The organism is Corallococcus sp. AB011P (assembly GCF_003611605.1).
Taxonomy (GTDB): domain Bacteria; phylum Myxococcota; class Myxococcia; order Myxococcales; family Myxococcaceae; genus Corallococcus; species Corallococcus coralloides.
Genome location: NZ_RAVX01000007.1, coordinates 1 through 26,499, shown reverse-complemented (window position 1 = coordinate 26,499; position 26,499 = coordinate 1). Strand labels below are relative to the sequence as shown.

At 68.1% G+C, this 26,499-nt stretch carries 22 protein-coding genes; 16 read left to right on the top strand and 6 right to left on the bottom strand.

The genetic code is table 11. The annotated features are described in order from the left end of the window. Position 1 precedes the first annotated feature (1 nt). A complete protein-coding gene (locus D7X30_RS19925; protein ID WP_233591675.1) occupies positions 2-1,717 on the bottom strand; it encodes an LVIVD repeat-containing protein in 1,716 nt (571 codons plus the stop codon). Between the two features lie 128 nt (positions 1,718-1,845). Here D7X30_RS19925 and D7X30_RS19920 point away from each other — a divergent pair, with 128 nt between their 5' ends. The 4 genes from D7X30_RS19920 to D7X30_RS19905 all read left to right on the top strand — a co-directional run bounded on the left by D7X30_RS19920 (position 1,846) and on the right by D7X30_RS19905 (position 6,149). Next, positions 1,846-2,940 carry an AAA family ATPase gene (locus D7X30_RS19920; RefSeq protein ID WP_120564528.1) on the top strand — a complete coding sequence of 365 codons (1,095 nt, stop codon included), beginning with the start codon at positions 1,846-1,848 and terminating at the stop codon, positions 2,938-2,940. Continuing rightward, the gene (gene truB, locus D7X30_RS19915) at positions 2,937-3,833 is read left to right on the top strand and encodes a tRNA pseudouridine(55) synthase TruB (protein WP_120564527.1); all 897 of its coding nucleotides are present in this window, start codon (positions 2,937-2,939) and stop codon (positions 3,831-3,833) included. Before D7X30_RS19920 ends, truB begins: the two co-directional genes overlap by 4 nt. Before the next feature lie 12 nt (positions 3,834-3,845). Next, positions 3,846-4,442 carry a GNAT family N-acetyltransferase gene (locus D7X30_RS19910; protein ID WP_120564526.1) on the top strand — a complete coding sequence of 199 codons (597 nt, stop codon included), beginning with the start codon at positions 3,846-3,848 and terminating at the stop codon, positions 4,440-4,442. A 207-nt stretch (positions 4,443-4,649) separates the two neighbouring features. Beyond that, positions 4,650-6,149 (top strand): hypothetical protein, encoded by a 1,500-nt coding sequence (locus tag D7X30_RS19905; RefSeq protein WP_120564525.1) that lies wholly within the window; start codon positions 4,650-4,652, stop codon positions 6,147-6,149. Between the two features lie 109 nt (positions 6,150-6,258). On the opposite strand, the gene tkt is transcribed toward D7X30_RS19905, so the two are convergent. Further along, complete coding sequence (gene tkt / locus D7X30_RS19900) at positions 6,259-8,316, bottom strand: transketolase (protein WP_199724446.1); 2,058 nt, start codon at positions 8,314-8,316, stop codon at positions 6,259-6,261. A gap of 129 nt (positions 8,317-8,445) precedes the next feature. After that, positions 8,446-10,110: a hypothetical protein gene (locus D7X30_RS19895; protein ID WP_147443249.1), complete on the bottom strand. Its 1,665-nt coding sequence runs from the start codon at positions 10,108-10,110 to the stop codon at positions 8,446-8,448. A 277-nt stretch (positions 10,111-10,387) separates the two neighbouring features. On the opposite strand from D7X30_RS19895, the gene D7X30_RS19890 reads away from it, so the two are divergent. Genes D7X30_RS19890 through D7X30_RS19875 form a run of 4 tightly spaced genes read left to right on the top strand, consistent with a single transcriptional unit; the run spans position 10,388 to position 15,844 of the window. Then, on the top strand, positions 10,388-11,188 hold the full coding sequence (locus tag D7X30_RS19890; RefSeq protein ID WP_120564522.1) for a hypothetical protein: 801 nt from the start codon (positions 10,388-10,390) through the stop codon (positions 11,186-11,188). A 4-nt stretch (positions 11,189-11,192) separates the two neighbouring features. Next, entirely contained in the window at positions 11,193-12,092 is a 900-nt protein-coding gene (locus D7X30_RS19885; RefSeq protein WP_120564521.1) for a hypothetical protein, read from the top strand. Positions 12,093-12,119: 27 nt separating this feature from the next. Continuing rightward, positions 12,120-14,450: a GAF domain-containing sensor histidine kinase gene (locus D7X30_RS19880; RefSeq protein WP_120564520.1), complete on the top strand. Its 2,331-nt coding sequence runs from the start codon at positions 12,120-12,122 to the stop codon at positions 14,448-14,450. Beyond that, positions 14,447-15,844 carry a sigma-54 dependent transcriptional regulator gene (locus D7X30_RS19875; RefSeq protein WP_120564519.1) on the top strand — a complete coding sequence of 466 codons (1,398 nt, stop codon included), beginning with the start codon at positions 14,447-14,449 and terminating at the stop codon, positions 15,842-15,844. The genes D7X30_RS19880 and D7X30_RS19875 overlap by 4 nt, the downstream gene beginning before the upstream one ends. Positions 15,845-15,856: 12 nt before the next feature. Here the strand turns inward: D7X30_RS19875 and D7X30_RS19870 are convergent, their stop codons facing one another. Together D7X30_RS19870 and D7X30_RS19865 are read right to left on the bottom strand one after the other, a co-directional pair. Further along, the gene (locus D7X30_RS19870) at positions 15,857-17,062 is read right to left on the bottom strand and encodes a VWA domain-containing protein (protein ID WP_120564518.1); all 1,206 of its coding nucleotides are present in this window, start codon (positions 17,060-17,062) and stop codon (positions 15,857-15,859) included. 19 nt (positions 17,063-17,081) lie between these two features. Next, a complete protein-coding gene (locus tag D7X30_RS19865; protein ID WP_120564517.1) occupies positions 17,082-17,930 on the bottom strand; it encodes a MoxR family ATPase in 849 nt (282 codons plus the stop codon). A gap of 72 nt (positions 17,931-18,002) precedes the next feature. On the opposite strand from D7X30_RS19865, the gene D7X30_RS19860 reads away from it, so the two are divergent. The 6 genes from D7X30_RS19860 to D7X30_RS19835 all read left to right on the top strand — a co-directional run bounded on the left by D7X30_RS19860 (position 18,003) and on the right by D7X30_RS19835 (position 23,684). Continuing rightward, positions 18,003-18,698 (top strand): vegetative protein, encoded by a 696-nt coding sequence (locus D7X30_RS19860; RefSeq protein ID WP_199724444.1) that lies wholly within the window; start codon positions 18,003-18,005, stop codon positions 18,696-18,698. 131 nt (positions 18,699-18,829) lie between these two features. Then, positions 18,830-19,369 (top strand): hypothetical protein, encoded by a 540-nt coding sequence (locus tag D7X30_RS19855; protein WP_120564515.1) that lies wholly within the window; start codon positions 18,830-18,832, stop codon positions 19,367-19,369. Between the two features lie 430 nt (positions 19,370-19,799). Further along, positions 19,800-20,909, top strand: a complete 1,110-nt coding sequence (locus tag D7X30_RS19850) for a 3-oxoacyl-ACP synthase III family protein (RefSeq protein WP_120564767.1) — start codon at positions 19,800-19,802, stop codon at positions 20,907-20,909. Positions 20,910-20,954: 45 nt separating this feature from the next. Continuing rightward, positions 20,955-21,572 (top strand): DUF2378 family protein, encoded by a 618-nt coding sequence (locus tag D7X30_RS19845; protein ID WP_120564514.1) that lies wholly within the window; start codon positions 20,955-20,957, stop codon positions 21,570-21,572. 54 nt (positions 21,573-21,626) lie between these two features. Then, complete coding sequence (locus D7X30_RS19840) at positions 21,627-22,142, top strand: hypothetical protein (RefSeq protein WP_120564766.1); 516 nt, start codon at positions 21,627-21,629, stop codon at positions 22,140-22,142. Positions 22,143-22,241: 99 nt separating this feature from the next. After that, on the top strand, positions 22,242-23,684 hold the full coding sequence (locus D7X30_RS19835) for a hypothetical protein (protein WP_120564513.1): 1,443 nt from the start codon (positions 22,242-22,244) through the stop codon (positions 23,682-23,684). 1 nt (position 23,685) lies between these two features. Here D7X30_RS19835 and D7X30_RS19830 read toward each other — a convergent pair whose 3' ends face one another. Further along, a complete protein-coding gene (locus tag D7X30_RS19830) occupies positions 23,686-24,168 on the bottom strand; it encodes a nuclear transport factor 2 family protein (protein WP_120564512.1) in 483 nt (160 codons plus the stop codon). Between the two features lie 59 nt (positions 24,169-24,227). Between D7X30_RS19830 and def the strand changes: the two genes are divergently transcribed. Together def and D7X30_RS19820 are read left to right on the top strand one after the other, a co-directional pair. Next, positions 24,228-24,767, top strand: a complete 540-nt coding sequence (def, locus tag D7X30_RS19825) for a peptide deformylase (RefSeq protein ID WP_120564511.1) — start codon at positions 24,228-24,230, stop codon at positions 24,765-24,767. A 3-nt stretch (positions 24,768-24,770) separates the two neighbouring features. After that, entirely contained in the window at positions 24,771-25,475 is a 705-nt protein-coding gene (locus D7X30_RS19820; protein WP_120564510.1) for a sterol desaturase family protein, read from the top strand. The last annotated feature ends 1,024 nt before the right edge of the window (positions 25,476-26,499 follow it).

The following is a 26,499-nucleotide window of genomic DNA, read 5'->3' as shown; positions in this document are numbered from 1 at the left end:
CTCAGGGCTGCTCGGAGAGGATGAGCAGCCCGCGCGTCGTGTCCACGACGTAGATGAAGCCGTCCCCCGGCACGCGAATGCCGATGGCGCCCGAATAGAGGCCATACGTCAACCGCCCCGGCTCCTGCTCCCGGTACGTGTGGAAGTACGCCACCTCGCGGGGGCTGGGCGGCACGGACACATCCAGCACGCGCACGCCCTCGTGGTACCAGGCGATGTAGAGCCGCGTGCCCACCAGCACCATGTTGTGGATGGAGAACTCGGGGCGCAGCGCGTATCCGCCAATGAGCCGCATGTTCGCGGGGTCGGTGACGTCCAGCACCCGCAGGTGCGCGCCCACCAGCTCGCCACCCTCGAAGGCGATGGTGCGTCCCCCGAAGGTGCCCACCGCGTTCGCGTGGCTGTAGGACTCGGCATAGGTATACCGTCCCAGCTCCCGCACGCGCGCCGGGTCGCTTACGTCGAAGGCGATGTAGCCGTCGAAGGTGTGGTTGACGTAGAGCCGGTCGCCGTAGGCGAAGGCGTCATGGACGCCGCCGGGTGCATCTGACGGAGTGATGCGCTCGAGCAGCGCGGGCGCCAGCGGCGAGGACACGTCGAACAGCAGCGTCTGGCTGGTGGGGGCCGGAGCCATGGCGTAGAGCCGGTTCCCCTGCACGTGCACGGTGTGCACGTTGATGGCGCCACCGGGCAGCGCGCGCACGTACTGGGGATTCGCCGGGTCGGTGATGTCGTAGACGATGACGCCGGAGTTGGCGCTCGCGATGTAGAGCGCGTCGTCCTTCGCCCAGACGCCGTTCCAGTAGGTGTCCCCTGCAAGCTGCACGGTCTTCTTGAGCACGGGGTGGGCCCGGTGCTTCACGTCGAAGACCGCCAGTCCGCCGGCCCCGAAGATTCCGCCCGTGGCCACCACGTACGCGTGCTCCTTCGCGATGTAGACGTCCGCGGGGTAGGCCAGCGGGACGGCGGACTCGGAGACGAGGGACAACCCGGAGGCCGCGGACTCACCGGGCCCCCAGGCCTGGGCAGGGCGTATCGCGGTGAAGCTGCCGTTGGTGAGCACCTTGCCCTGCGAGCACTGGACGTAGCAGCCATGGATGCGTCCCGGCTGCGGCCGCTCGCAGCCGGCGAACACGCGCCAGCGCGTGCCCGTCCCGAATGGAACCTCCGCCGAGAAGAAGAACGCACCGGGTCCCACGTCCTGCTGGACCAGCGGCTGACCGTTGATCCTCCCCACGCCTCCGTCCGAGGGAAGCACCACGGTGTAGGGCGTGAGGTTGGGCCCGTTGGCGGACCGGACGCGGACCTCGTACACGCTCGCGGTGTCCAGGTCCGCGAACGCACCCGCTGGGCACATGGACCGGTCGAAGAGGGCAGGGTCGTCACAGGCGGCGACGGTTTCACCTACCTTCGGATGGAAGACGCAAGCCGAATAGGGCCCGGGATCCACCATGTCGCCCGGGTCGCTCAGCGTCACCGCGCCGCCATCCCAGGCATCCCCGCCCGCATCGGGAACGCCCGCGTCAGGACTGCCCGCATCGGGGCTGCCCGCGTCGGGAACCCCTGCATCCGCGATACCCGCGTCGGGAACACCCGCGTCGGACGTGCCGCTGTCCGGAGGCGGAAGAGGAAGCGGTGACACGCCATCGCCGTCGGAGAAGCAACCGCTCAGCGCCAGGGGAAGGGCCAGCAACAGCCAACGGGGCAGGAGGACCATGTCCTCCAGGCATACCCAATCATGGCTTCGACGTTCCAGTCGGCCACCACGGCAGGGGTGCCGGGGAAGCAGGCAGGTACGCCATCCCACCGGAGGCGCTCCGGGCCGGATAGGCTCGCGCGCACGTCATGGCCCTCACGCGTCTGGACATCGCAGGCTACCGCTCCGTGCGTCAGCTCCACCTGGAGCTGGGGCCGGTGACCGTGGTGGTGGGGCCCAACGGCAGCGGCAAGACGAACCTGTATCGCGCGCTGTATCTGCTCGCGGCGGCGGCGGAGGGCAGGCTCGCGCGAACGCTGGCGGACGAGGGCGGCACCTCGAGCGTGATGTGGGCCGGCCCCCGTGACCCCAAGAAGCCGGCGCGCATGCGCGTGACGGTGGACCTGGACGACCTCACCTACGAATTGCAGTGCGGCGTGGTGCCCACGTCGCCACCCCAGACGATGTTCACCCTGGATCCGGAGGTGAAGGAGGAGCACCTCTGGGCGCACTCCGGAGGCCGGCGTCTGGTGTTGATGGAGCGCAAGGACCGCACGGCCTTCATCCGCGACGCGGACGGCAAGCGCATCACGTTCCCCACGGAGCTGTGGGGTTCGGAGTCGGTGATGGATCAGCTCGCCGAACCGCACCGCTTCCCAAGGCTGGGCGAGGTCCAACGCACGTTGAGCGCGTGGCGCTTCTACCACCACTTCCGCACGGACCCGGACGCGCTGCCCCGGCACCCGCAGGTGGGCGTACGCACGCCGGTGCTCGCGTCGGACGGGCGCGACCTCGCGGCGGCGCTCCAGACCATCTGGGAGATTGGCGATGACCGCGCCCTGGAGCAGGGCATCGACGACGCCTTCCCCGGAGCCAGGCTGGAGATTCGAGCGGAGAACGGCCGCTTCAGCCTCTTCCTGCACATGCCTGGCCTGTCGAGGCCCATGGCCGCGCCGGAGCTGTCGGACGGGACGCTGCGCTACCTGTGCCTGCTGGCGGCGCTGCTCAGTCCCAGGCCGCCGCCATTCCTCGCGCTGAACGAACCGGAGACCAGCCTGCACCCGGACCTGCTGGAGCCCCTGGGCCGGCTCATCGTGCGCGCCTCCGAGGACAGCCAGATCTGGGTGACGACGCACGCGGAATCCCTGGCGCGAGTCATCACGGACAAGACTGGCACCTCGCCCGTGCACCTGGAGAAGCAGCAGGGCGCGACGATGGTGAAGCGGAACGGAAACGACGAATGACCCCCGGCCTCTACCTCACGCACAAGCCCGTGGGCGCCACCAGCTTCACCACCGTCCGAGCCTTCCAGGAGGAGGCCCAGGCAACGAGGCCCGGCCGCCGCACGGCGCTGGTCCACGGCGGCACGTTGGATCCGTTCGCGGAAGGGCTGCTGCTGATGCTGGTGGGCCCGGCCACGCACCTCTTCGAACACCTGCACGCGGCACCCAAGGTCTACGAGGCCCGCGTGGAGTGGGGCACGGAGATGGACACCGGCGACCTGCACGGCCGCCCCGTGCACCAGGGGGACGCGACCTCGCTCACACCCGAGCGCCTCGATGAAGCACTGCGCCCGTTCCTCGGCTGGACGGATCAAATCCCGCCCGCGACCAGCGCGAAGAAGCTCGGCGGTGAGCCCGCCTACCGCAAGGCCCACCGGGGCGAAGCCGTGGACCTGCCTCCCTCGCGCGTGTACCTGCACACCGCGCGCTGGCTGTCGCACGACCTGCCCAAAGCCAGCACGTTGGAGCTCACCTGCCGTGGCGGCTACTACGTCCGCTCGCTGGCCCGAGACCTGGGACGCGCGCTCGGCTGCGGCGCGCACCTCTCTGCGCTGAAGCGCACGGCCATCGGCCCGTGGAAGGACCCCGGCCCTGGCGCTCGCATCGAACGGCACGGCCGCGACCTGCTCCCCTGGACGTCCTCGCGAGCGCTCACGGACCAGGACGTGGGAGCCCTGCGCCAGGGGCAGTCCATCGCCGCCACGCCGCTCCAGCCCCCGGACTGGCGCCTGCCACCGGGCTACCCGGAGCCCACGGGCCCGGTGCGCGGCTTCCACCAGGGGAAGCTGACCTTCCTGCTCACCCCCAGGGACGGAGCCCTCTGGCCCGAGACAGAGCTGCGCGGCGGCGTCTAGAACGGACGCCCCATGGCGCCACCCGACCTGAAGACCGTGGAGCTCACCCCGGAGCTCTGGCCCGACCTGGAGAAGCTCTTCGGCTCCAACGGCGCCTGTGGCGGCTGCTGGTGCATGTACTGGCGCATCCCGGAGGGTGAGCGCTACGACGACGTGCGAGGCCCTGAAGCAAAGCGCCGCTTCAAGGCCCTGGTCGCGAGCGGAGAGGCGAAGGGCGTCCTCGCCTACGCGGACGGCGTACCGGTGGGCTGGGCCACCTTCGGCCCGCGCCGTCACTTCTCGCGCCTGGACCGGGCCCCCAGCTTCACGTGCGACGACGCGGACGCCGTCACCTCCGTGCCCTGCTTCTTCATCCACCGGAGCTGGCGCAACCAGGGCGTGGCCACCGCGCTGCTCGCCGCTGTGGAGGCCGCGGTGCGTCGCGAAGGCGCCGCCACCCTCGAAGGCTATCCGGTGAAACCGCCCAGGGGCTCGGCGCGTATCAGCAACGGAATGGCCTACACGGGCACGCTCCCGTTCTTCCTCAAGCGGGGCTACGTCCACGTCGCGGACCGGCCCGCCGGCAAGCAGCGCGTGCGCAAGGCGTTCAAGCCCGCGCGCCGGAAGTGATGCCTTGGGTCACCACCCCGAGGGCGGGGGGATGATGACTGTCATCACCGCTGGTGACTGTTGTCACCACCCCGGCGTTCGCGTCATCGCCGCGTAACCCCATGGAATCCTTCAGGGTGTGCCGACCCAAGGGGCTGGCACGACGCGCGCAATAGGTCCCGGCATGACCGCTTCCGCAACGGAAGCCGCTCCACCCGGAGATCAAAAATGACCACCATCAAGTCCACCGTCACCGCCACCCTCAACAAGGCGACCGTCAACGACAAGCAGCTCGCGGTCCTGCGCGGGACCTCGTCCCCGGCGAAGCAGGCGGCGGAGATGAAGGCCACCCTCAACAACATGAAGTCGCAGATGGAGGGCATGAAGTCGCAGCTGCAGGACCTGCAGTCCCGCCACTCTCACCTGGGTGACCGCTTCTCCATGCAGGGCCACGGCTGCGTGGGCCCGCGTGACAACTGGCAGCCCAAGGACCTGGGCGCCCTGGTGGAGATGAACAAGCTGAACCAGACCTCGGGCCCCATCGGCGCGGAGCAGTTCGCGAACAGCATCGAGGCCGCGGTCGGGGACCTGGACGGCCAGGCCGCCTCCGGTGAGTACCGCGCCGTCGCGGACTGGGCCGCCAACAACCGCGAGCGCCTGACCCCGGAAGCCCGCCAGGTGATGGACATCTACAGCAAGTACGCGGCGCTCTCCCAGTCGCGCGGCGAGTCCGGCATCCCCCAGGGCGACTTCAAGAAGATGCTCGCGGAGATGCGCGACGTGGGTGACGCCGGCGCGAAGAAGGCGCTCGCCAACCTGGACAGCAAGACCCAGGGCGGCACGGTGTCCGGCCAGGACATGGCCCGCGCCATCAAGACCGGCACCGCGGACCACGACGGCCAGGCCGCCGGCGCGGAGCTGAAGGAGTTCGAGAAGTGGGCCTCCAAGAACGAGAGCCGCCTGTCCCCGGAGGCCAAGGAGGTCCTGGACGTCTACCGCAAGCACGCCAAGGCCGCGCAGGCCGAAGGCCGCACCGGCCTCACGGCCAAGGAGACCGCCGCCCTCAACAAGGAGCTGAGCAAGGTGGGCGCCGGTGACGTGAGCGCCCGCAAGGCCACGGAGGCGCTCGACAAGCAGAGCGGCCCCATCTCCGGCGAGGACCTCACCCAGGCCATCAAGGACGGCATCTCCGACACGGACGGCCACTCCTCCACCTCCGAGCTGAAGGAGTTCGAGAAGTGGGCCGCCAAGAACGAGAGCCGCCTCACGCCCGAGGCCAAGGAGGTCCTGAAGACCTACCAGCAGGCCGCGAAGAAGGCCGGCCCGGAGGGCATGACCCAGAAGGAGGCGGACGCCATGTTCAAGAAGATGGAGGGCTTCAAGACCTTCCACGACAGATCCATGCGCGACGCGCTGGAGGGCCTGGACGCCAAGAAGGGGAAGATCTCCGGCAACGACCTGACCGCCGCCATCGAGAAGGGCGCGGGCGACCTGGACGGCCAGGCGGCCGGCACCGAGTTCACCGACACGATGAAGTGGGCGCGCCAGAACTACGACCGCCTCACGCCGGAGGCGAAGAAGGTGGTCGACACCTACGAGAAGTACGCCACCCGCTCGCAGGCCCAGGGCTCCACGGGCATCGACCAGAAGGACTTCAAGAAGATGATCAACGAGATGAAGTTCGTCAGCAACCCGCGCCCCACGCGCCCCGTGTTCTACGCGGCCTGAGGTGAAGTCGGGGGGGAGTTGGGGAAGGACGAAGTAGGGGGGATTGGAAGTCAGAGGGGTCCCGGACCTTCGGGGGAGGGTCCGGGGCCCTTCTTTTTCTACAAGCGCGTCAGTGCTTCTTCGCCTTGGCGATGGTGGCGTGCGCTTCCTTCACCACGTTCTCCACGGTGAAGCCGAACTTCTGCTGCAGCGCCTTGATGGGGGCGGAAGCGCCGAAGCTGCGCATGCCGATGATGCTGCCCGTGTGTCCCGTCCAGCGCTCCCAGCCGAACGCCGCGCCCTTCTCCACGGAGACGCGAGCCTTCACGCCCGGGGGCAGCACGCTGTCCTGGTACTCCTGGGGCTGCTGCTCGAACAGCTCCCACGACGGCATGCTCACCACGCGAGCCTTCACGCCCTCGGCCTTGAGCTTCTCCGCGGCCTCCACCACCAGCGCCACCTCCGTGCCCGTGCCGATGAGGATGACGTCCGGCGAGCCGCCTTCCGCCTCCAGCAGCGTGTACGCGCCCTTGGCCACGCCGGACGCGGGAGCGAACTTCGTGCGGTCCAGCGTGGGCACCGGCTGGCGCGACAGCACGAGCACCACCGGGTGGTGCTGCTGCTGCGCGATGTAGCGCCACGCCTCGGTCACCTCGTTGGCGTCACCGGGGCGCAGCACGATGTTGCCCGGCACCGCGCGCAGGGACATCAGCTGCTCCACGGGCTGGTGCGTGGGGCCGTCCTCGCCCAGGCCAATGGAGTCGTGCGTGAAGATGTGGATGGACGGAATCTCCATCAGGGCCGACAGGCGCATGGAGGGGCGCTCGTAGTCACTGAAGATGAGGAACGTGGCGCCGTAGCCGCGCACGTGGCTCAGGTTGAGGCCGTTGACGACGGAGCCCATCGCGTGCTCGCGCACACCGAAGTGGATGTTGCGGCCCGAGTACTCGCCCGGCTTGATGGACGTGGACGCGGAGATGTACGTCTTCGTGGACGGGTTCAGGTCCGCGGAGCCGCCGACGAGCCACGGGTAGTTCTTCGCCAGCGCGTTGAGCACCTTGCCGCCGGACTCACGGGTGGCCATGCCCTTCGCGTCCGCGGGGAACACGGGCAGCTCCTTGTCCCAGCCCTCGGGCAGCTCGCGCTTGAGCAGCGCCTCCAGCTCGCGAGCCAGCTCCGGGTGCTGCTTGCGGTAGTCCGTAAGGGACTTCTGCCACGCGTCGTGCAGCGCCTTGCCACGAGCGCCCATGCGCTCCTGGAAGCGCTCGCGCACGCCGTCGGGCACCAGGAACTGCGCGTCCTCGGGCCAGCCGTAGGCCTTCTTGGTGGCCTTGATTTCCTCGGCGCCCAGGGGCTCGCCGTGGGCACTGGCGGAGCCCTGCTTCTTGGGCGAGCCGAAGCCGATGAACGAGTTGACGATGATGAGCGTGGGCTTGCCGCGCTCGTCCTTGAAGGACTTGTAGGCCTTGGACAGCGCGTCCAGGTCGTTGGCGTCGGTGACCTTGAGCACGCGCCAGCCGTAGCCCTCGAAGCGGCGGCCCACGTCCTCGGTGAAGGCCAGATCGGTGCTGCCGTCGATGGAGATGTGGTTGCTGTCGTAGATCCAGCACAGGTTGGGCAGCTGGAGGTGGCCCGCGAGCGAGGCGGCCTCGGACGCCACGCCCTCCATCATGTCGCCGTCGCCGCAGAGGGCGTAGACGTCATGGGTGAACAGGTCGAAGCCGGGCTTGTTGAAGTGGGCGCCCAGCCACTTGCTGGCGATGGCCATGCCCACGCTGTTGGAGACGCCCGCGCCCAGGGGGCCGGTGGTGGTCTCCACGCCGGTGGTCCAGTGGTACTCCGGGTGGCCCGGGGTGGCGGAGTCCAGCTGGCGGAAGTTGCGGATGTCGTCCAGGGACACGGCGGGGACGTCGGTGACCTTGGCGTCCTTCACGCGCTTCACGCCAGCCAGGTGCAGCAGGCTGTAGAGCAGCATGGACGCGTGGCCATTGGACAGGATGAAGCGGTCGCGGTCCGGCCAGTTCGGCGTGGCCGGGTCGTAGCGCAGCTCCTGCTGCCACAGCTGGTAGGCCACGGGAGCCAGCGCCATGGGCGCGCCCGGGTGGCCGGAGTGGGCCTTCTCCACCGCGTCCATGGACAGCGTGCGGATGGTGTTGATTGCCTGGGTATCGATTTTCTCGGTCGTCATGCGGCCTCCCGCGCAGGACTGCGTCGCGGGCGCACCATGCCGTAACTGGAGCCGCCGCGCCGCACGAAACACGCCCGTCCGTCGGCAGGTACACCGACGGTCGGGCGGGGGACTATTACCCTGCCTTTATTACTCGCCCTTCTTCAGCAGCGGGAGCAGGTCCGGGATGGAGATGCCCAGCAGGATGTACCGGCCGCCATCGGAAGGAGCCCAGGCGTAACCGAAGTGGAAGGCCCGGGCCAGGTTGACGCCGACGCCCAGGGCCAGCCGGACGTTGGCATCCTCTTCGGCGGAGCTCGTCGAGGCGTTGCCCGCGATCAGGGAGACGGAGGGAGCCACGGCGAAGTATTCCGCCAGGTTGGGGAAGGTGCGCGTGTTGAAGCTGAGGGTGAAGGGGAACGTGACCGCCACGGACGCGGAGCGATTGGGGCTGATGGGCAGGGCGAAGGAGACGGGAATGCTGGACGTGGCTTCGACGTCGCGGGGCGAGGCTTTCTGCGCGGCGGAGACGATCTCCGTGATGACGGGCGCGGTGGTGATGAGCCCCAGGTTGTAGACGTTGAAGGAGTCGTTGAAGACGACGATGTCGGCGCGCTCGGGGACCCGGTAGATGACGCGGAAGGTGACGCGCTGGTTGAGGTAGTCCTTCCAGGGCACCAGCAGCTTCCGGGTGCAGCCATCCTGGAAGCCCAGGTCCACCTTCGCCTTGCGCGTCTTGCCGTCCTTGCCGTCGGGGACCTCCAGCTCGAAGACCCAGGGGCTCTTCATGATGGAGCCATAGGGAAACTGATAGCAGTGGGGGTAGCTCAGCCGCAGGGCGACCTCCGCGTCCTGGTCGATGAGGTCCGCCAGGGGCTGCACCGCTCCGCCCGCTTCTTCGACGAGGAGCAGCGAGCCCACGCTCTTGACGATGGAGAGGGAGAGGGCGTCCTTCACCTCGACACGGACGTTGTCGTAGTCGGGCTCGGAGGTTTCGGACACCAGGGAGCGCCCGAAGCTGGAGAAGCGGTCGTTGAGCCTTCGGACGATGCGGTCGGACAGCGCCCGCTTGTGGGCCTGGCGGAAGGCCCGGAGGGACTTGTCCTTCTCATCTTCCTCGAAGAGGAAGCGATGGTCCTTCTGTGCTTCGCTCCACGCGATTCCCCCGCGCGCCTTGTCCGCCGAGTTGTAGCAGAACGTGTAGATGAGGGATGGCCCTGACTCTCCATCACGGAGAACACGTCGCGGAAAGGGTCTGGGGGCTGCGGGAAGAGTGGTTTTCGTGGGGTCCTGATTGGGTGGCGGCGGGCTGTGATGTGGCACGTCTTGAAGCGTCGCGTCTTGCTCGCTTTGGAGCAGTGCCCCCTCTTGGAGGCAGAGGAACTCCGCGGTGTAGACGGCCTCCACGGTGATCTTGAGGTTGGAGATGGGCTCAGGCCGGTCGTCGCCCCGCCAGCGCACGAGGACGAACTCCCGGTCGGGGAGTTTCTCGATGTTCTCCTTGAGGAGCTCGGTCTCCGCCTGGACCGCGCTGGATTCCACCTTGAAGCGCAGCCGGCTGAAGAGGGACAGGGCGCTCAGGGACACGCCGTCGGTCTTGAAGTGCACCACGAGCCGGTCGAGCCGGTGTTGCTCCCCACCATCGGGCAGCAGTCCGTTCTGGGTGACTTCCAATCGAAGCGGCTTCGCCGTCTCCGACATGGGTTCATAGACAGCCAGGTACTCATAGGGCTGCGCGGAGGCGCTCAAGGAGCAGAGCAGACACAGCAAAGCCAGGAGTCGGGGCAGCACGGCCCCGCCAGTTCGTTCGTGCATGGCGATCCTCAAGGGCGGGTCCGGCCGGACGCGGTGCTACGAAATCGGGCGTCGGCCTGACAGGAATCGCTGTTGAGCAAGTCACATGCCGCCCGTGCGCCAGGGCAAGGCCGCGAGACATTGGACGAACCCGGCCATCTCCCCGGCCAGGGTGGACGGATTCGTCCACTTCAGGCAGGCGTTACGACCCGGGGGCAGTCATCTGCCCATGACTGGACGCCAAGGCACGCCTGTTGCTTGGATGGTCAACGCAAAAAACAGCCTGAGGAGGCGTGCCATGTCAGGAATCGGGAAGCCGAAGGATGAGGAAGTGTCTGCTGAATCCCCCCAGGCCTTCTCACGGGACGTCTTGAGAGGGGTCTACAGCCAGCTCTTCAAGAGGCCCGTGCCGGCGGAGAAAACACATTCGACGGAGCAGGATGTGGGGCTCCAGACCCGTGAGGAGATCTGCGGGATCATGAGGTCCGCACGGGGCAGTGCCACGAACGACACGACGGCCCGTGTGAAGGCAGACGCAAAGCTCAATGACCTCTATGTTGCTTCCAGGTCTGAAACTACGTCGAATCCCAGGCCTGAAACTACGTCGAATTCGACCCTGAGTCAGAATCAATGGGATGGCCTCAAAGAGGCGTTCTCACCCAGATATGCGCTGCTGCAAGACATCCAGATTCCGAACGCGATGAAGCCCAATGAGCCGAACGAGTATGGTGTCCTCAAGTTCGGTTCTTACGAGCTGGCGCTTCTCTATCACTGGTTGTTCCGGCATGAGGACAGCCACCAGGCGCATAACTATCTCCATGCGTTGAAGAGAGCCGCCCTTGCTGAATGGCCAAGGGCCATTGAGGTTGTGCTGGGAGTGCTCTTCAATGACGAAGCCTTCACGGGCTTCGTGTGGCCACGAGTGAACAAGCAGGGACAAACTGTGCCCAAGCTTGTCACGCTTGATATCGACGAGGCGGTTGTTGCTCAGATGGTTTCGCTGCTAGCGAACAGGAAACTGTCGGAGCTGGAGCCCTATGAGGAAGGAGGCGTGTGTATCATTGGCGCTCCCTTCGACAAAGGCAACATCTGCTACTGACCCCATGGGCCCCAGCGACCTCGAATACTCCATCACGCTCGAAGCGCTGCCCAGGGACCTCCAGCCCTTCGCGGAGGAGCTCCCCTTCCACCTGGGCCTGACCGCCCACCCCGACGGAGGCTGGGACGACTACAGCGCCTTGGCCCCCTTCCAGCGCCTGCCGTTCTACGCGTCAGAGCGCCCGGGCCAGGGCCTCGCCCCAGAGCTCCAGTCCCGCTACCTCCGCGCCCACCACCGCGGAGGCTTCTTCGGGCTCCTCATCGACCGGCTCGACGACGGTCAGGTCGCACCGCGCCCGGAGTGGCCCCGCCTCCGTCAGGCCCTGTTCGACCAGTGGCTGCAATCCCTGACGGAGGCGACCGGAAACGAAGTCCTCGCGACCGAGGCCATCAAGGTGGCCCTGGAGGACTGGGCCGAGGCCGTGTCCAACGAGAAGGCCCTGCTGTCCCGCCGCAGGCTGTCCATGGCCCAGTACGCCTGCCTCGTGAGCCAGAAGGTGTCCTGGCTGGGAACCAGCGCCTTCTGCCTCCTGCTCGCCCACGGCGACCCCTCGCGGCTGCCCTCGTTCCGCCGAGCCTTCGACCTGCTCCTGCTCAGCTCCCAATGTCTCGACGATGCCCTCGACGCGGACGAGGATGCCCGGCTCCACGGCATCGGTTTCCCAGAGGCCCTGGGCCATCCACCCCGAGGCTTGCTGCGCACCGCGCCCGGCGTGGCCCGGCTCGGGGCGGCCGTGGCGCGCGAAGGCGGCTTCCACGAATTGGGCGCCTGGCTTGCGGACCGCGCACGTTCCCTGGATGAATCCCATTCCGGGAAGTCGTCACTCCAGGCGGAGATGAGCGCTCTCGCCTTGATGGCGGCCGTGACACAGCTCTATGGGGGGCCCACCGTCACGAGCCCATGAACCCGCTGGGGCAAGGAGCCCGGGGCCATGACGTCTGGCGTGACGCGCAGCCGGTGGTGGACCGTCCTCCTCCTCGCCATCCTGGGCGTAGGGCTGAGCGCGGGGGTTGCATGGCAGGTGTCGACCACGCTCGGCACCCCCTTCGCCTCGCTGCTGGTGGACCCCTACGGAGCCTTCTCCTCCGTCTACCTGCCCACGTGGAGCGAGGGCCGCCGGATGCCCTTGCGCCACCCGGACCTCCTCGTGGCCTGCGAGGGAATCCCCCTGGACGGAGACGTCGCGAAGTCAGGGCTGCCCGGAACGCAGCTGAGCGCCTGTGTCCAGGAGGCGGAGCGGCAGGGCCACTCCCACGTGGCGCTGACCTTCCTGCGGCGAGGAGGAGAACGCCTCACCCTGAGCCAACCCCTGCGCCACTTCGGAGCGGAAGAAGGCCTGTTCCTCTTCGGGGTCTACGCCCTGGTGGGAGGCTTCCTGCTGTGGTCCGGCCTGCTGGTGTTGCTGCTCGCGGGCCGGAGGGACGGAGCGTTGGCCTACGGCGTGCTGTGCATCTCCAGCCATGTCTTCCTGCTCACGCTGTTCGACTACCACACGCGAGCCACCTTCATGCCGCTCTTCATCGTGTCGCGTCTGGGGACAGCGGTGGGCAGCGTGTGGTTGGGCTACGCTTTCCCGGAGCGGCCCGTGCGCTTGCGTCGCTTCTGGCTGACCGCGCTATGGCTGCTGGCGGTGGCGGCCGTGCTCGCGGCGGCGTGGCTGCTCATGGCTCCAGGTCTGGGCCTCGACACAGCCCGGGTTCGGCACTGGGTGGACGTCGCGTCCCAGGGCTCGCTGCTGGTCTGCGGAGTGGCCATTCTCGTCCGGCTCCGAGGCAGCACCGGACGCGCGCGGGCGGAGCTGCTCGCGGCGGCCTGGGGACTCGCCGCGCTCCCGGTCGTGCTCGCGGTGATTGTGTTCTCGGGCCGGGGCTTCTACCTGGTGGTGCCCTGCTTCATCGCGTTGCTGCCATTGTCCATTGGCTACGGCCTCATCCGGCACAACGTGCTGGCGGTGACCGCGGTGCTCACGCGGCGGTTGCTGGCCATTCCCCTCGTGCTGGCGGGACTGCTCGCGGCCTCCTTCGCCTGGCTCGCGACGCGGCGGTTCCTGGATGTCTCCACGGTGTCGCAGGCGCTGCCGCTCCTGGTCGCGCTCGCCACCTTCCTGGCCCTGGTCTTGCTCGGCAGACCGCTCGTGGTCCGACTCTTCTTCCCTGCCACCCTCCAGTTCCGTCCCACCGTGGAACAGCTCAGCGACGAGCTGTCCGCCCCACGTGAGCCCGGTGCCCTCCGGGACACGCTGGAGCGAGTCGTCCGGCGCTGGTTGCCCACGGGGCAGGTTCAGGTCCTCGACCTGGGAGAATGGTCGACGGTGGAGCACCTGCCCGAGGACGCGCTGACCAACCTTCAAGCAGGCACGCACCTGTGGACGCAGGAGGGCCCCTGGCACCGGAGGCTCCTCGTCCCCATGCGCTCATCAGGAGAGCTGCGGGGCGTCTTGCTGCTGGCCCCCAAGCATCAGGCCGCGCTCTACACGAACGCGGACCTGGAGCTGCTCCACACCATCGCCAGCCTGGGCGGAGTGGCGCTGCACAACGCCCAGGTCCTCCAGGAGCTCGACGTGCTCCGGCAGGCGCAGGTAGGCGCGGCGCACGAGGAGAAGCGGCTCGCCCTCGCGGTGCTGAGCGCGGAGATCTCCCACGAGATTGCCTATCCGCTGAACTTCTTCCGCCACCTGCTCCGTCAGGGAGGCCAGTCCCAGCCGCTGGAGCCCGAGGACGTCGACATCGGCCGGGAGGAGATTGAGCGGCTGGAGCGCATGCTCGGGTCCCTGCGCCGGCTGTCACTGCCGCCGCCGCGCGTGGAGCCAGTGGCGGTGCTGCCCCGAGCCCGCCGCGCCCTGGACCTCATACGAGATCAGGTCCAGGCAAGGCGCATCGCCGTCACCGTGGACATCCCCGAGTCGCTTCAACTGCTCGCGGAGCCGGATGCCATGGTGCAGCTCTTCGCCAACCTCCTGCGCAACGCCATCCAGGCGGCGGGGGAGGGTGGGCAGATGGGAGTGCGAGCCTGGGAGGAGGGCCCGGAGCAGCTCCTGGAGGTCTGGGACTCGGGCCCGGGCATCCCGGAGGCCGCGAAGGAGACGCTGTTCGACCCCTGGGTGACGACGCGCAAGGAAGGGCTGGGACTGGGCCTGTCCGTCACGCAGCGAATCGTGCGGCGCTTCGGCTGGAACATCGCCGTCCACCGCGAGCAGGGACGCACCTGCTTCCGCATCCACGCCCGTCGCCTCGCGGACCCCCGTTCGCTGGAGAGTGCATGAAGATCCTCATCATCGATGACCAGCGCAGCGCACGGCGGGTCCTCACGACGGTGCTGTCATCCATGGCGGGCCTGGAGTTCCGGGAGGCCGCCAGCCTCGACGAGGCGCGAAGGTGTCTCTCCGCGGAGTCCATCGACGTGGCGCTGGTGGACATCCGCTTGAGCGCGGACTCACGCAACCGCGACGGACTCCTCCTCATCGAGGAGATTCGCAAGCGCACGAGCGCGGTCCCCATCGTCGTCACCGTCTCCAACGAGATGGCGGAGATCCGCACCGCGATGCGCCTGGGCGCCTACGACTATGTCCTCAAGGACGATCTCTGCGCGGAGCTCATCGTCCCCATCCTCGAAGGGCTGCGAGACCGGCGAAGGTTGGAGCAGGAGGTGCAGGTCCTCCGCGCGCGCGAAGGCGCCCAACGGATGCCGGGGATGGTGGGAGGCTCCGCCGCGCACCAGCGCATGCTGTCCCTGGTGCGTCGGGTGGCGCTGTCGGACCGCCCCGTCCTCGTCCTGGGCCCCACGGGCGCCGGAAAAGAAGGCGCGGTCCGAGCGCTCCACGCCTTGGGGCCCAGGCCGGACGCGCCGCTCCTGGAGATCAACTGTGGCGCCATCCCCGAACAGCTCATGGAGTCACAGCTCTTCGGCCACGAGCGAGGAGCCTTTACCGGAGCGGAGCGGCGGCAGGACGGCCTGATGAAGGCAGTAGGGCAGGGGACGCTCTTCCTGGACGAAATCGCGGAGCTGCCGCTGAGCCTCCAGGCCAAGCTCCTGCGAGTGCTGGAGGCCGGGCACTTCCGCCCCATCGGTGCGACGGCGGAGCAGCCCTTCCAGGGCCGGGTGGTGGCCGCGACGCACGCGGACCTGGATGAACTGGTGCGCCAGCGGCGGTTTCGCGAGGACCTCTACTTCCGGCTCAACGTGCTGGAGGTCCGGGTGCCCTCGCTGGAGGAGCGGCGCGAGGACATCCCGGCGCTGCTCGCCCACTTCGTCCAGCAGCAGCGGCGGCCCCTGCGCTTCTCCTCGGAGGCCGTGGACCTGCTCACCCGGATGGCCTGGCCGGGCAACGTGCGTCAGCTGCGCAACCTCGTGGACCGGTTGGCGGTGTTCGCCGAGACGGACGAAATCACCCCCGACGTGCTCTCGGAACTGCCGGGCCGTCCCAGCCAGGGCACCTCGCGCGAGGACCCTCTGAAGGAGCTCGTGCGGACAATGCTGCGGATGCCCGACGCGGGAGACAAGCTGGCGCGTCTGGAGCAGGCGATGATCACCGAAGCCATGACACTGGCGGAGGGCAACAAGAGCGCGGCCGCGCGACTCTTGGGTGTGCACCGCAAGGCCATCGAGCGGCGCCTGGGCCGGAAGGAAGACGAACCCCTCTCCGGCCCGGAGCCCTGACGGACGCGCCGCCTACCGCCGCGCCATCGCACCCCGGGGCGTCTTCCCGCGGGTGAGGTGGGTCACCGCCTCACCCAACCCCTCCACGGTGAGGGAGAACATGGGGAACACATTGGCGATGACCGCGATGCTGCCCGAGCGCCACGACCCGCGAGGCTCCGGGTTGAGCCACACGTTGCGCTCGAAGTGCTGCGCCAGTTGCATCAGCCACGTGAGCCCTTCCAGGCCCTCCTGGCGGTACTGGCCATTGGCATCCGTGCGGATGCCCAGCTCATACGGGGCCATGGACGCGTCGCCCACCATCACCAGCTTGTGATGTCTTCCCACCTGCGCGGTGAGCTCCGGCACGGTGATGCCGCCCGTCAGCTGCGGCGTGGCGTACAGCTTCCCGTAGACGCAGTTGTGGAAGTAGTAGGTGCGCAGCTCCTTGAAGTGCGTGGCCTGGCTGGCGACGCTGAACAGCCGGCTCACCAGGTGCGCGTACGGATCCATGGATCCGCCCACGTCCATGCACAGCACCACGCGCGTGTTGGGCCGGCGCGGCGGACGTGTCACCACCTCCAGCTCACCCGCGTTCTTCGCGGTGGCGGCGATGCTCTCGTCCACGTCCAGCTCCTCCGCCACGCCCTCGCGCGCGAAGGCCCGCAGCTTGCGCAGCGCCACCGCCAGCTGCCGGGTGTCCAGCACCAGGTCGTCGCGATAGCCCGCGTACTTGCGAGCCCCGGCTTGCCACAGCGCCTGGCCCTGACGGCCGCCCGTGCCGCCAATGCGCACGCCCTGCCGGGCCGCGCCGTTGTTGCCAAAGGCAGACGCGCCGCCCGTGCCCACCCAGCGCGTGCCGCCGTCGTGGCGCTCGGTCTGCTCCTTCAGGCGCTGCTCCAGTTGGCGGCGCAGCTCCTCCGGGTCCCACTGCTCCAGGAGCGCCAGCTCCTCCGGGCTCAGGTCGGTGCGCTCCTTCGCCTCCTCCAACCAGGACAGCAGCTCCTCGGTGAGCTTCAACGCGTCGGAAGCGACGCCCTGGAAGTGCGCGAGGAACGCCTGGTCAAAGGCATCCAGCTGCGTCTCCGAGTGCACCAGGAGCGCGCGAGCCACGTGGTAGAACCCATCCAGGCTGCTGTCATGCAGCCCGGCCTTCAGCGCCCCGGCCAGGGCGAGCGCCTCCTGCGCGCCCACCTTCACCCCGCGCTTTCGCAGCTCGTAGAAGAACGGCAGGAACATGGCGTGGCCCCCGTGCCCTTTACGCGCGCGTCCGCCGGCCGCGTCCGAAGGCTTCCGCCACCGCCACCAGGTCCTGCTCCTTCTTGAGCAGCGCGCCCAGGAACGGCAGCTGCTCCTCCAGCTTCAACTCCACGATGCCGTTGGCCTTGAGCACCGAAATCCAGTCGATGAGTTCGCTGGTGGACGGCCGCTTGCGCAGGCGCGTCATCGCGCGCAGCTCGTAGAAGACCTTGAGCGCCTGGTCCGCCAGCGCGGAGTCCAGCCCCGGGTGGTGCACGTCCACGATGCGCTGCATGAGCTCGCGCTCCGGGAAGTCGATGAAGTGGAACACGCACCGGCGCAGGAACGCGTCAGGCAATTCCTTCTCGTTGTTGCTGGTGATGAGCACCACGGGCCGGTTCTTCGCCACGACCTCATCGTTGGTCTCGGAGATGCGGAAGCGCATCCGGTCCAGCTCGTGGAGCAGGTCGTTGGGGAACTCCAGGTCCGCCTTGTCCACTTCGTCGATGAGCAGCACCACGCGCTCCGGAGAAGCGAACGCCTCGCCCAGCGGCCCCATGCGGATGTATCGCCGGATGTCTCGCACGTCCCCGTCCCCGAAGCGCGAGTCATACAGCCGCTGCACGGTGTCGTAGACATACAAGCCGTCCTGCGCGCGCGTGGTGCTCTTCACGTGCCAGGTGAGCAGCTTCAATCCCAGTCCCTGGGCAATCGCTTCCGCCAGCAGCGTCTTGCCCGTGCCGGGCTCGCCCTTGACCAGCAGGGGGCGCTGGAGCGTGAGGGCGCAATTGACGGCCGCCTGCAGGCCCTCGCTCGTGAGGTAGGAGTCGGTGCCGCGGAAGCGAACGGGAGTGGGAACCGGAGTCATGGATGGTTCCTTTAACATCCTGGGGAATGTTTCCATCCCTAGACGGGCGGATGGGTGTATATCCTGCCCCACATGGCCCCACTTTCCCTTGAAACCGAACTTCGCGACATGGTCCGCCGCGAGTTGCAACTGCAACTGGCTCCCGTTCAGAAGGCCGTGGCCCGTATGGCCAAGGGGCTGGATGCGTTGGATGCACTGCGCGCGGTGACCGACCGCCTGGCGCCGCTGTCCAGCCGCCTGGGTGCCGTGGCGGGCGTGCGCACGCCCACGCTGGCGCCGGAGCCGGTTGCCCGCCGCCGTCCGGGCCGTCCGCCGAAGGCCGCCGCGAAGGCCGCGCCCGCCGCGAAGGCCGCGCCCGTGAAGGCCGCGCCCGCCGCGAAGATGCCGGCCGCGAAGATGCCGGCCGCGAAGGCCGCGCCCGTGAAGGCGCCCGCCGCGAAGTCTCCGGGTCGTCCGCCCAAGGCCGCCGCCGCGGAAGACAACCAGGCCTGCGCCGTCATCGGTTGCAAGCGCCAGAGCCGCTCCAAGGGCTACTGCTCGGCGCACTACCAGAAGCTGCGCCTGCTCATCCGCACCGGCCGCCGTCCGGACGCGTGGGTGGATGGCGCGAAGCCGCAGTCGGTCCCGGACGTCACGCTGCCGCGAGGTCGCGCGGGCAGCCAGGCGCTGAAGGAATCGGCGAAGCCGGCCGCGCCCGCGGTGCCGCCCAAGCCCAAGGCGTGGGTGCGCAAGAAGGGCTCCAGCGGCGGCATGGTGTCGCTGACCTGACGGAGGACGTCGTCCGTGGCCCTCCCCGCGTGACGGGTCGCCCCGAGCGGCCCGCCGTGCGTGCGTCAACCCCGACACGGGTTGCTTCCTTCGATTGACATGCGGGCCGTGGCGGTGTGAATCCCGGCCCCATGAGCGAGCAATATCCAGTCACCGTCGCGGTCCGCCGTCCCGACGGTTCGGTGGAGCAGGTTCGGGTGGGCACGGCGTACAGGAACGGCGAAGGCTTCACGCTGCAACTGGGCGAGCTGTCCATGAGCGCCACGCCCGTCGCGGCGTCGGCCCCGGCGTATCGCCGTCCCGCGGCCTCGGGCGCCCCGTCCGGCGGCGGCGGTGGTGGTGGTGGCGGCGACGGCACGCTCCTGCCCAACTACGGCCGCAGCAAGGGCGCCCCCGTCTACGGCGCCAGCCTCCAGGACCTGGAGTTCTACGCCAACGGCGCGCGCCGCTCCCTGTCGGACCCCAGCAAGTCGCGCTGGCACGACAAGGAGCGCCAGCTCCTGGCCTCCATCGAGGCGGAGATTGCCCGGCAGCGCGGTGAGGGCGGCGGCGGTGGCGAGCCCCCCGCGCGCGGTGGCGGTGGAGGCCGGGGCGGTGGCTACGGCTTCGGCAACCCGCCGGACGACGGCGACATCCCGCCCCCCGGCGACGACGACAACATCCCCTTCTGAAGAAGCCACGGACCCCGCGACCCAGAATAAGGGGTCGCGGGGAGATCCAATCGGTCCGGGCCCGCGCAATAAGAAGAGGAGCCCGGCGCGGCTTGCTGGCGATGTGGCCCCTTGCCGACTCGCGGGTCATTGATATTGCCGGCCCAATGGTAGATACGGTCTGTGTATTGGATGTCACCGGAAGTGAATTGACACATCGCGTGTGATTCATTCCACGTCGATAGCTTCACTTCTGAAGTATTCCGCATCCTGCGGATTTCACAGGCCTCCTGGGCAGTTCTGTCCTGGCCTGTACTTCACGAATGACGCGTCCAGAAACAGGAACTCCGTCTTTCCAAGGGCTTAGGAAGTGGCCTGGAACGTGCTCTATGCACGCGTGCCAGGGAATCCATCCCGTCCGGCAAGGCTGTGAAATCGCGAGGCCATGGAAATGACCGAACGGGTGTGTGTGGTGGGCGCGGGTTCGTTCGTCCCAGCACGGACCATCTCCAACGAGCGGATCGCGAAGGCAATCCCCGGTTGGTCGGCCGCCCGCATCGAAGAAAAGATTGGCATCAAGGAGCGCCGCTTCCTCTGGGACTTCGACGATGAGACGGGCCGCGCCATCCCGCCGCCGGACGACGTGCTGGGGCGCTTCTATCCGGCGACGAACACGGACATGTGCGAGGTGTCGCTGCGCCAGGCCCTCTCCCGCGGCGGCGTGGATCCGAAGGAGCTGGACGCGCTCTTCGTGGTGACGTGCACCCCGGACGCGCCGCATTTCAACCACGACGCCATGGTGCTGCACGAGCGGCTGGGCCTGCGCGAGGACGCCTTCGCGCTGGTGGTGGACGACGGCTGCGGCGGCACGCCCTACGTGCTGGACCTGGTGCGCAAGATGATGGAGGGCGGCCGCTTCCGCACGGTGGCGGTGGTGGCCTCGGCGTTCACCTCGCCGCTGCTCAACCGGGAGGTCTACACGGACGAGCTGCCGCCCACGCCGGGCCGCCCCAAGGCGCTCAACGCCTACCTGTCCATGTATGTCTTCGGAGACGGCGCGGGTGCGGTGGTGCTGCGCAATCAGGAGGGTGACGAGGACGGTCCGGGCATCCTCTCCTCGTTCTCCGGCAACGCGTACGCGGAACTCGTGACGCGCCGGGGCGGCGGCATGCTGAAGCTGCCCTATCAGCCGGGTCGCACGCGCCCGTCCGACATGGCCTTCGTGGTGGACGGCTTCAAGGTCGCGCGCAGCTACCCGGAGTACATGCAGAAGTGTCTGGACGCGGTGCTCACACCCACGCTGCGTGAACAGGTGAAGCGCTACTACTTCCACCAGCCCAACAAGCGGGTGATGGATTCGTTCGTGACCCGGGCGGGTCTGCCGAAGGAGTCCGTGGCCTGCAACGTGGATCGCATTGGCAATACGTCCGCGGCCGGGATGTTGATTCTCCTGGCGGACGACCTGGAGCAGGGTCGTGTTGCACTCGGCAGTGGGGACCTGGTGGTGGTGGCGGCTGTCGGTGCCAACGTCCATTATGGAGCCCAGCTCGTGCGGCTGTAGCGCGCACGGGTGTTCATCTCCTCCCCCCCGGAGATTCCCCCCTCTATGAGTGAGCAGCGCAAGGAAGTCGCGGTACTGGAGCCGGCCATTGCCCAGGACCTGGAGAAACGCCTGTCCCTGGCGACCCCCGACGACACGGCCCGAGGCATGTTCTTCAACGGCGCGTTGAACGCGGTGCGCATCCTGGGCGGCGATGCCGCGGTGGAGAAGTGCCTGGCGGTGGTGCAGGAGAAGAAGTTCGTCGACTTCTTCAACTACCCGGTGGCGGGCTTCCTGAAGCTGTCCTTCACGGGAGCGCAGCTGATGGGCCCGCAGCTGGGCGGCTTCGACGCGATGTTGCGCAAGATGGGCACGCAGGCCACCACGGACTTCCTGTCGTCGGCGGCGGGCAAGACACTGTTGCTGCTCGCGGGTGACAGCCCCAAGCGGCTGGTGACGAACCTGCCCACGGGCTACCGCGCGGCGGTGAGCTACGGCGAGCGCAGCGTGGAGTGGTCCAGCGACCGCGCGGGCCGGCTGGTGATGAAGCGGGACTTCATGCCGCCCGCGTACCACGAAGGCGTGCTCCAGGCGGTCATCGAGGCGCTCGGAGCAAGAGGTGTCCAGGTGAAGGGCCGGCAGACGGGCCCGGTGGACACGGAGTACGCGCTGTCCTGGCAGTGACCGGAGCATGAACCCCGCGGTCCTTGCTGTCCTCGACGAAGGATGGGTTTGAACATGGCTCAAGGACACGCGGGGGCCCCGGTGCGGCTGCAATCCGGCGACGAGTGGGTGTATGCCTTTCGCTCGCAGGAGGACGCCGCGACGCCGCCGGATGAAGCGGTGTGCGCGGCGGCGCCCTTCACGCCCACCGTGAAGCTGGGCGCGGGCCTGTATGTGCCCGCGGGCGATGGCGGCTACGAAAGGGTGGGCTCGGCCACGGCCTGCTTCCGGCTGACGGACCGGGCCTTCACCCCGGGCACGCAGGTGCCGTTCTACGCGCGCTTCCTCCTGCCGGTGGGAGCCTTCACCGCGCAGGGCGAATGCGTGCTCGTGAGCAACGACCAGCCCCAGGCGGGCGTGGTGCTCGCCGGCGGCGCGCTCAAGCTGGTGGAGGTGCCGCCGGGTTTCGTGGGCGGCGTGATGACGAACCTGAGTGCGTTCAACCCGCTCAAGCTGCCCGGCTTCGCCACGGGCTCGTACTACACGCTCTACACCTTCCGGAAGGAAGGCACGGGCACCTCTGCGCCCTGAGCGTGGCCCCCGTTTTCGGCACCCCAGGGTGAGCAGGAATGTCGGGGATGCCTGGGAGAATACGTCCCTGGGCATCCGACGCCATCACCAGGGGGACGCATGGAAAGCAGGTGGAATCCGCTCTACGAATCGCTCGGCTATCGGCCGCCCGCGAGCGGAAGGGCCGTGCCGGCGGAAGCACCGCCGCCGGAGGACACGGACCTGCCCCTCCTCGGCCCGGAGGAGCTGGAGGCGCTCAAGTCCGCCTTCCTGAGGGAGCCAGAGGACGTGCTGCGCTGGACGGAGAGTGGCCTGGGCGCGAGGGTCACGGTGGGCGCGTTCGTGGAGGCGATGCGAGAGCTCGAGCTGCTCTTCACGGACCCCGGCCAGCTCCAGGAGCAATTGGACGCGACGGAGCGCCACGCCCGTCAGGGGACGGGAGGTCTGCCCGCGGACTTCACCTTCCCGCTGAGGACGGAGGAGATCCCCATCGACCCCACGCGCACGCGCTTCGAGCCGCAATCGGACCTGCGAGGCTGGCTGTTGTTCAGCGGTCCGGTCTGGTTGGAGCAGGGCGCGGCGGTGCGGCAGGCCCCATTCCGCTGGCACTTCGGCGCGAAGAGCCGCTTCGTCTACCCGTTGCGAGAGCCGGAGCTGGGCCAGCCGGTGGAGGTGGCGCTCTTCGGGGACTTCGGCACGGGCGAATACGCCTCCCGGTACATCGCCCGGCAGTTGGTGATGCGCGGCGAGCGTTTGGACTGCGCGGTGCACCTGGGCGGCGTCTTCTACTCGGGCCGCCAGGGCGAATTCGACGCGCACGTGGCGGAGCCGCTGGAGCCGCTGCTCGGGACGACGGCGCTGCTGACGCTGAACGCGCCGCCGGAGATGCGCTCGGGCGCGGGCGCCTACTTCCGCTACCTGGACGAGCGGCGGGGAGCGAGCCCCCGTCACCCGCAGGAAGGCAGCTACTTCTGCCTCGCCGCGGAGCGCTTCCAGCTCATCGGTCTGGACACCGCGTGGTTCGAAGCAGGCCGCCACCGCGAGCCCGCGCTGCTGCAATGGCTGGAGCAACGCCTGTCGGAGGGACGCCGGCGGGGAGCGATGAACATCCTGCTGACCCACGCCGCGCCCTACGGTCCGGACGCGGAGCGGCTCGCCCCGCTGGTGACGGAGGACCTGCGCACCCTTATCGTGGAGCGCGAGTGGGTGGACCTCTGGTGTTGGGGAGGCGCCCAGGCCGGAGCGCTGTACGACCGCGCACCGGGGCTGCCCTTCCTCGGCGCCAGCCTGGGCCACGGAGGCTTCCCCTCCGAGCGCAGGGATGCCCCGGAGTACCCGGTGGCACCGGTCCGCTTCTTCGAATCCCGGCCGCGCTTCCCGGAATGGACGGGCGTGCGCCAGGACCGGGGCAACCACGGTCACGCGACGCTGTGGCTGCACGCGGACGGCAACGCGTCGCTGCGCTACACGGACTGGATGGGCCAGGTGCGCTGCGAGGCGACCCTGTCACGCCGGGGCCCCAGGGAGTCCGTGACGCTGAAGACGCTCGACGTGAGGGAGTAACTCAAGGCCCCTGGATGCCGCGCTCCTTCATGTACTTGCGCAGGCCCGCGGCGCCCTGGGCGCGCACCTTGTTGTGCAAGAGCGGCGTCCACCCGAGCGCCCATCCCACCGGTCCCAGCGCCTGCCGCGACCAGGTCCAGAAGGGGAACCGGTCGGTGTGGCGGACAATCTTCCCGTCGGCGAACTCGAAGGTCGCGTCGATGCGGTTGAGCACCTTCCGGCCCGACTGGCTGAAGGTGTAACGCGCATCCCAGTGCGCGCTGCCCGTGCGGTCATCGGCCTGGACCTGACTGAAGACGACCTCCAGGTCCTTGCCGCGCTCCAGCAGCATGCGCCACATGGAGGTGACGCTCGCATGGCGCAGGCCCTGGAACACGGCGTCGTTGAACTCCACGTCCGGGTGGTAGCAGGCGGCCATGCCGTCCGCGTCGCGCCGCTGGAAGGCCGAATAGAAGTCGGTGATGAGCTGGGCGTTCGGGTGCATGCCGCCGGTCTAGCGGAACTGCCGAGCAATGGAAGGGGCCGCATGGCAGAGTCCGACGCATGGCTCGCGACATCGTCATCTGGCCCCACAAGGTTCTCACCACGTCTACCCAGCCCGTGACCGACTTCGGCCCGGCGCTCGAAACGCTCCTCCAGGAGATGGCGGAGGCCATGGCGGAAGCCAAGGGCATCGGCATCGCGGCCAACCAGGTGGGAGTCCCCCTTCGAGTGGCCATCGTCGGCCGCGAGGACGGCACCCAGTTCGAAATCGTGAACCCCCAGATGCTCTCGAAGGAGGGGAGCGTGAAGCTGGAGGAGGGCTGCCTCTCCGTGCCGGACGTCTGGGAGAAGTGTCCCCGCGTCGAGCGTGTGAAGGTCCGCTACCAGGACAAGACGGCCCAGTGGCACGAGTTGGAGGCGGAAGGCCGGCTCGCGCACGTGCTCCAGCACGAAATCGACCACCTGGACGGCCACGTCTTCGTGGACCACCTCTCCAGCCTGAAGCGGACCCTCATCCTGGACCGCATGAAGAAGCTGCAGAAGTCGCTCGCGCGCCGGAAGGAAGAGCCCTCGGAAGGCAAGGCGACGAAGCGCTCCTGACGCATGGAACCGCCCTCTGTCCCCCGCAAGGTCCAGGCCTTCCGTGAGGAGTACCGGGCCCAGGCCATCGGGCCCGGCTACCGGGGGCAGGTCCACTTCGCCTTCACCAGCCTCGTCTGCCTGGGGGGAATCGCCCTGGCGCTGAGCCAGGTGGAGGCCCCCCGCCTCTGGGAGCTGCTCGGAGTCCCCGCGGTCATCGCGCTCGCGAACACGGTCGAGTTCCTCGGCCACCGGGGCCCCATGCACCACCGCACCCGGGGCCTGGGCTTGGTGTTCGAGCGGCACACCGTCCAGCACCACCGCTTCTTCACCCACGAGGCGATGGCGTACGAGTCCAGCCGGGACTTCAAGATGGTGCTCTTCCCGCCGGTGCTGCTCCTCTTCTTCTTGGGAGCCATCGCCGCCCCGCTCGGAGCGCTCTGCTTCCTGCTGATTTCCCCCAATGCGGGCTGGCTCTTCGCCGCCACGGCGCTCGGCTACTACCTGTCGTACGAGTGGGTGCACTTCGCCACGCACCTGCCGAGCAACCACTGGAGCGCCCGGCTGCCCGGCATCTCCTTCCTCCGGCGTCACCATCAGGTGCACCACGATCCCGTTCAGATGGGGCGGCACAACTTCAACATCACCTTCCCTCTGGCGGACGGGCTCTTTGGGACACGATGGCGCGCCCCACTGGATGAGGAGCAGGCGACACGCCGAGGGAAGTGACGGGGAAAGAAGAAAGCCGGAGCCGGGGGTTCACACCTTGGAACGGCGTGCCCATATCCCCGGCGGCTGGGACGAATGATCAGGCCCGGATCAATCAGGGTTTGACGTCTCCGAACCGAAGCGTTAGAGACTGGACCTCCGCGCAACGGACCGCTGGCCCTCGGGCCTCGGGCCTCGGGAAGTAACGCGGGGAAGAAAAGGATCGACGAAGGTTGTTGATCCCGAACGCGGCAAAGAGGTAGAAGCCGCGCCCCGCTCGACCCGAACCGAAGGCAGCAAGTCGGAACGCAGAGAGCGGACAGCAGCAAACGGTCGCCACTAAAATGGTTGATCGCGGATGCGGTGGTGGTACAAGCCGCGCCACTCGCTTCGAAGCCCGCGCACTGGCGCGGAAGGCACTTCGTAAGAGAGAGCAGCACCGACAAGGAAATAGGGCAGTCAACCAAGCGAGTTGACAGCGAACGCGGCGAAGAGATAGAAGCCGCGCCCCACCGAAGAAGCAGCGGTCCGGAAGGCAACACAACGGACGCAAAGCGGTGAAGGAAGCTGACAGCAAGCGGTTGACAGGGAACGCGGCGCTGAAGTAGAAGCCGCTCCCCTTCGAAAAGAAGCGGCGGAAGTCACTGGACGGCGCCGACGAGATTCGAAGCAGCCCGCAGGACGCAAAAGCGAAGTTGACGCTGACTGCGAACTGAAATAGAAGCTGCAACCCCGCCGGTTGAAACGAAGCCGGCAGCGAAGTAGACGGTAGCAAAAGTCGCGAAGCAAAACAAGCGGCTCGGTCTTTGAAAACCAAATAGCAAGCCCAAGTAGCAATGGATTGCGGAAACCCGCAGTCAATTTTTTGAGGGCGCTTCACCTCAAGAGCAGCGCTGAAAAGCGCAGCGAGAGGGAAGCGCCGACGAATCAGCGAGCCGAGACTCCTTAGCCGGGTCTCGGGGAACGCCGGTTCAAGCAAACCAAGAATACAATTGGAGAGTTTGATCCTGGCTCAGAACGAACGCTGGCGGCGTGCCTAACACAT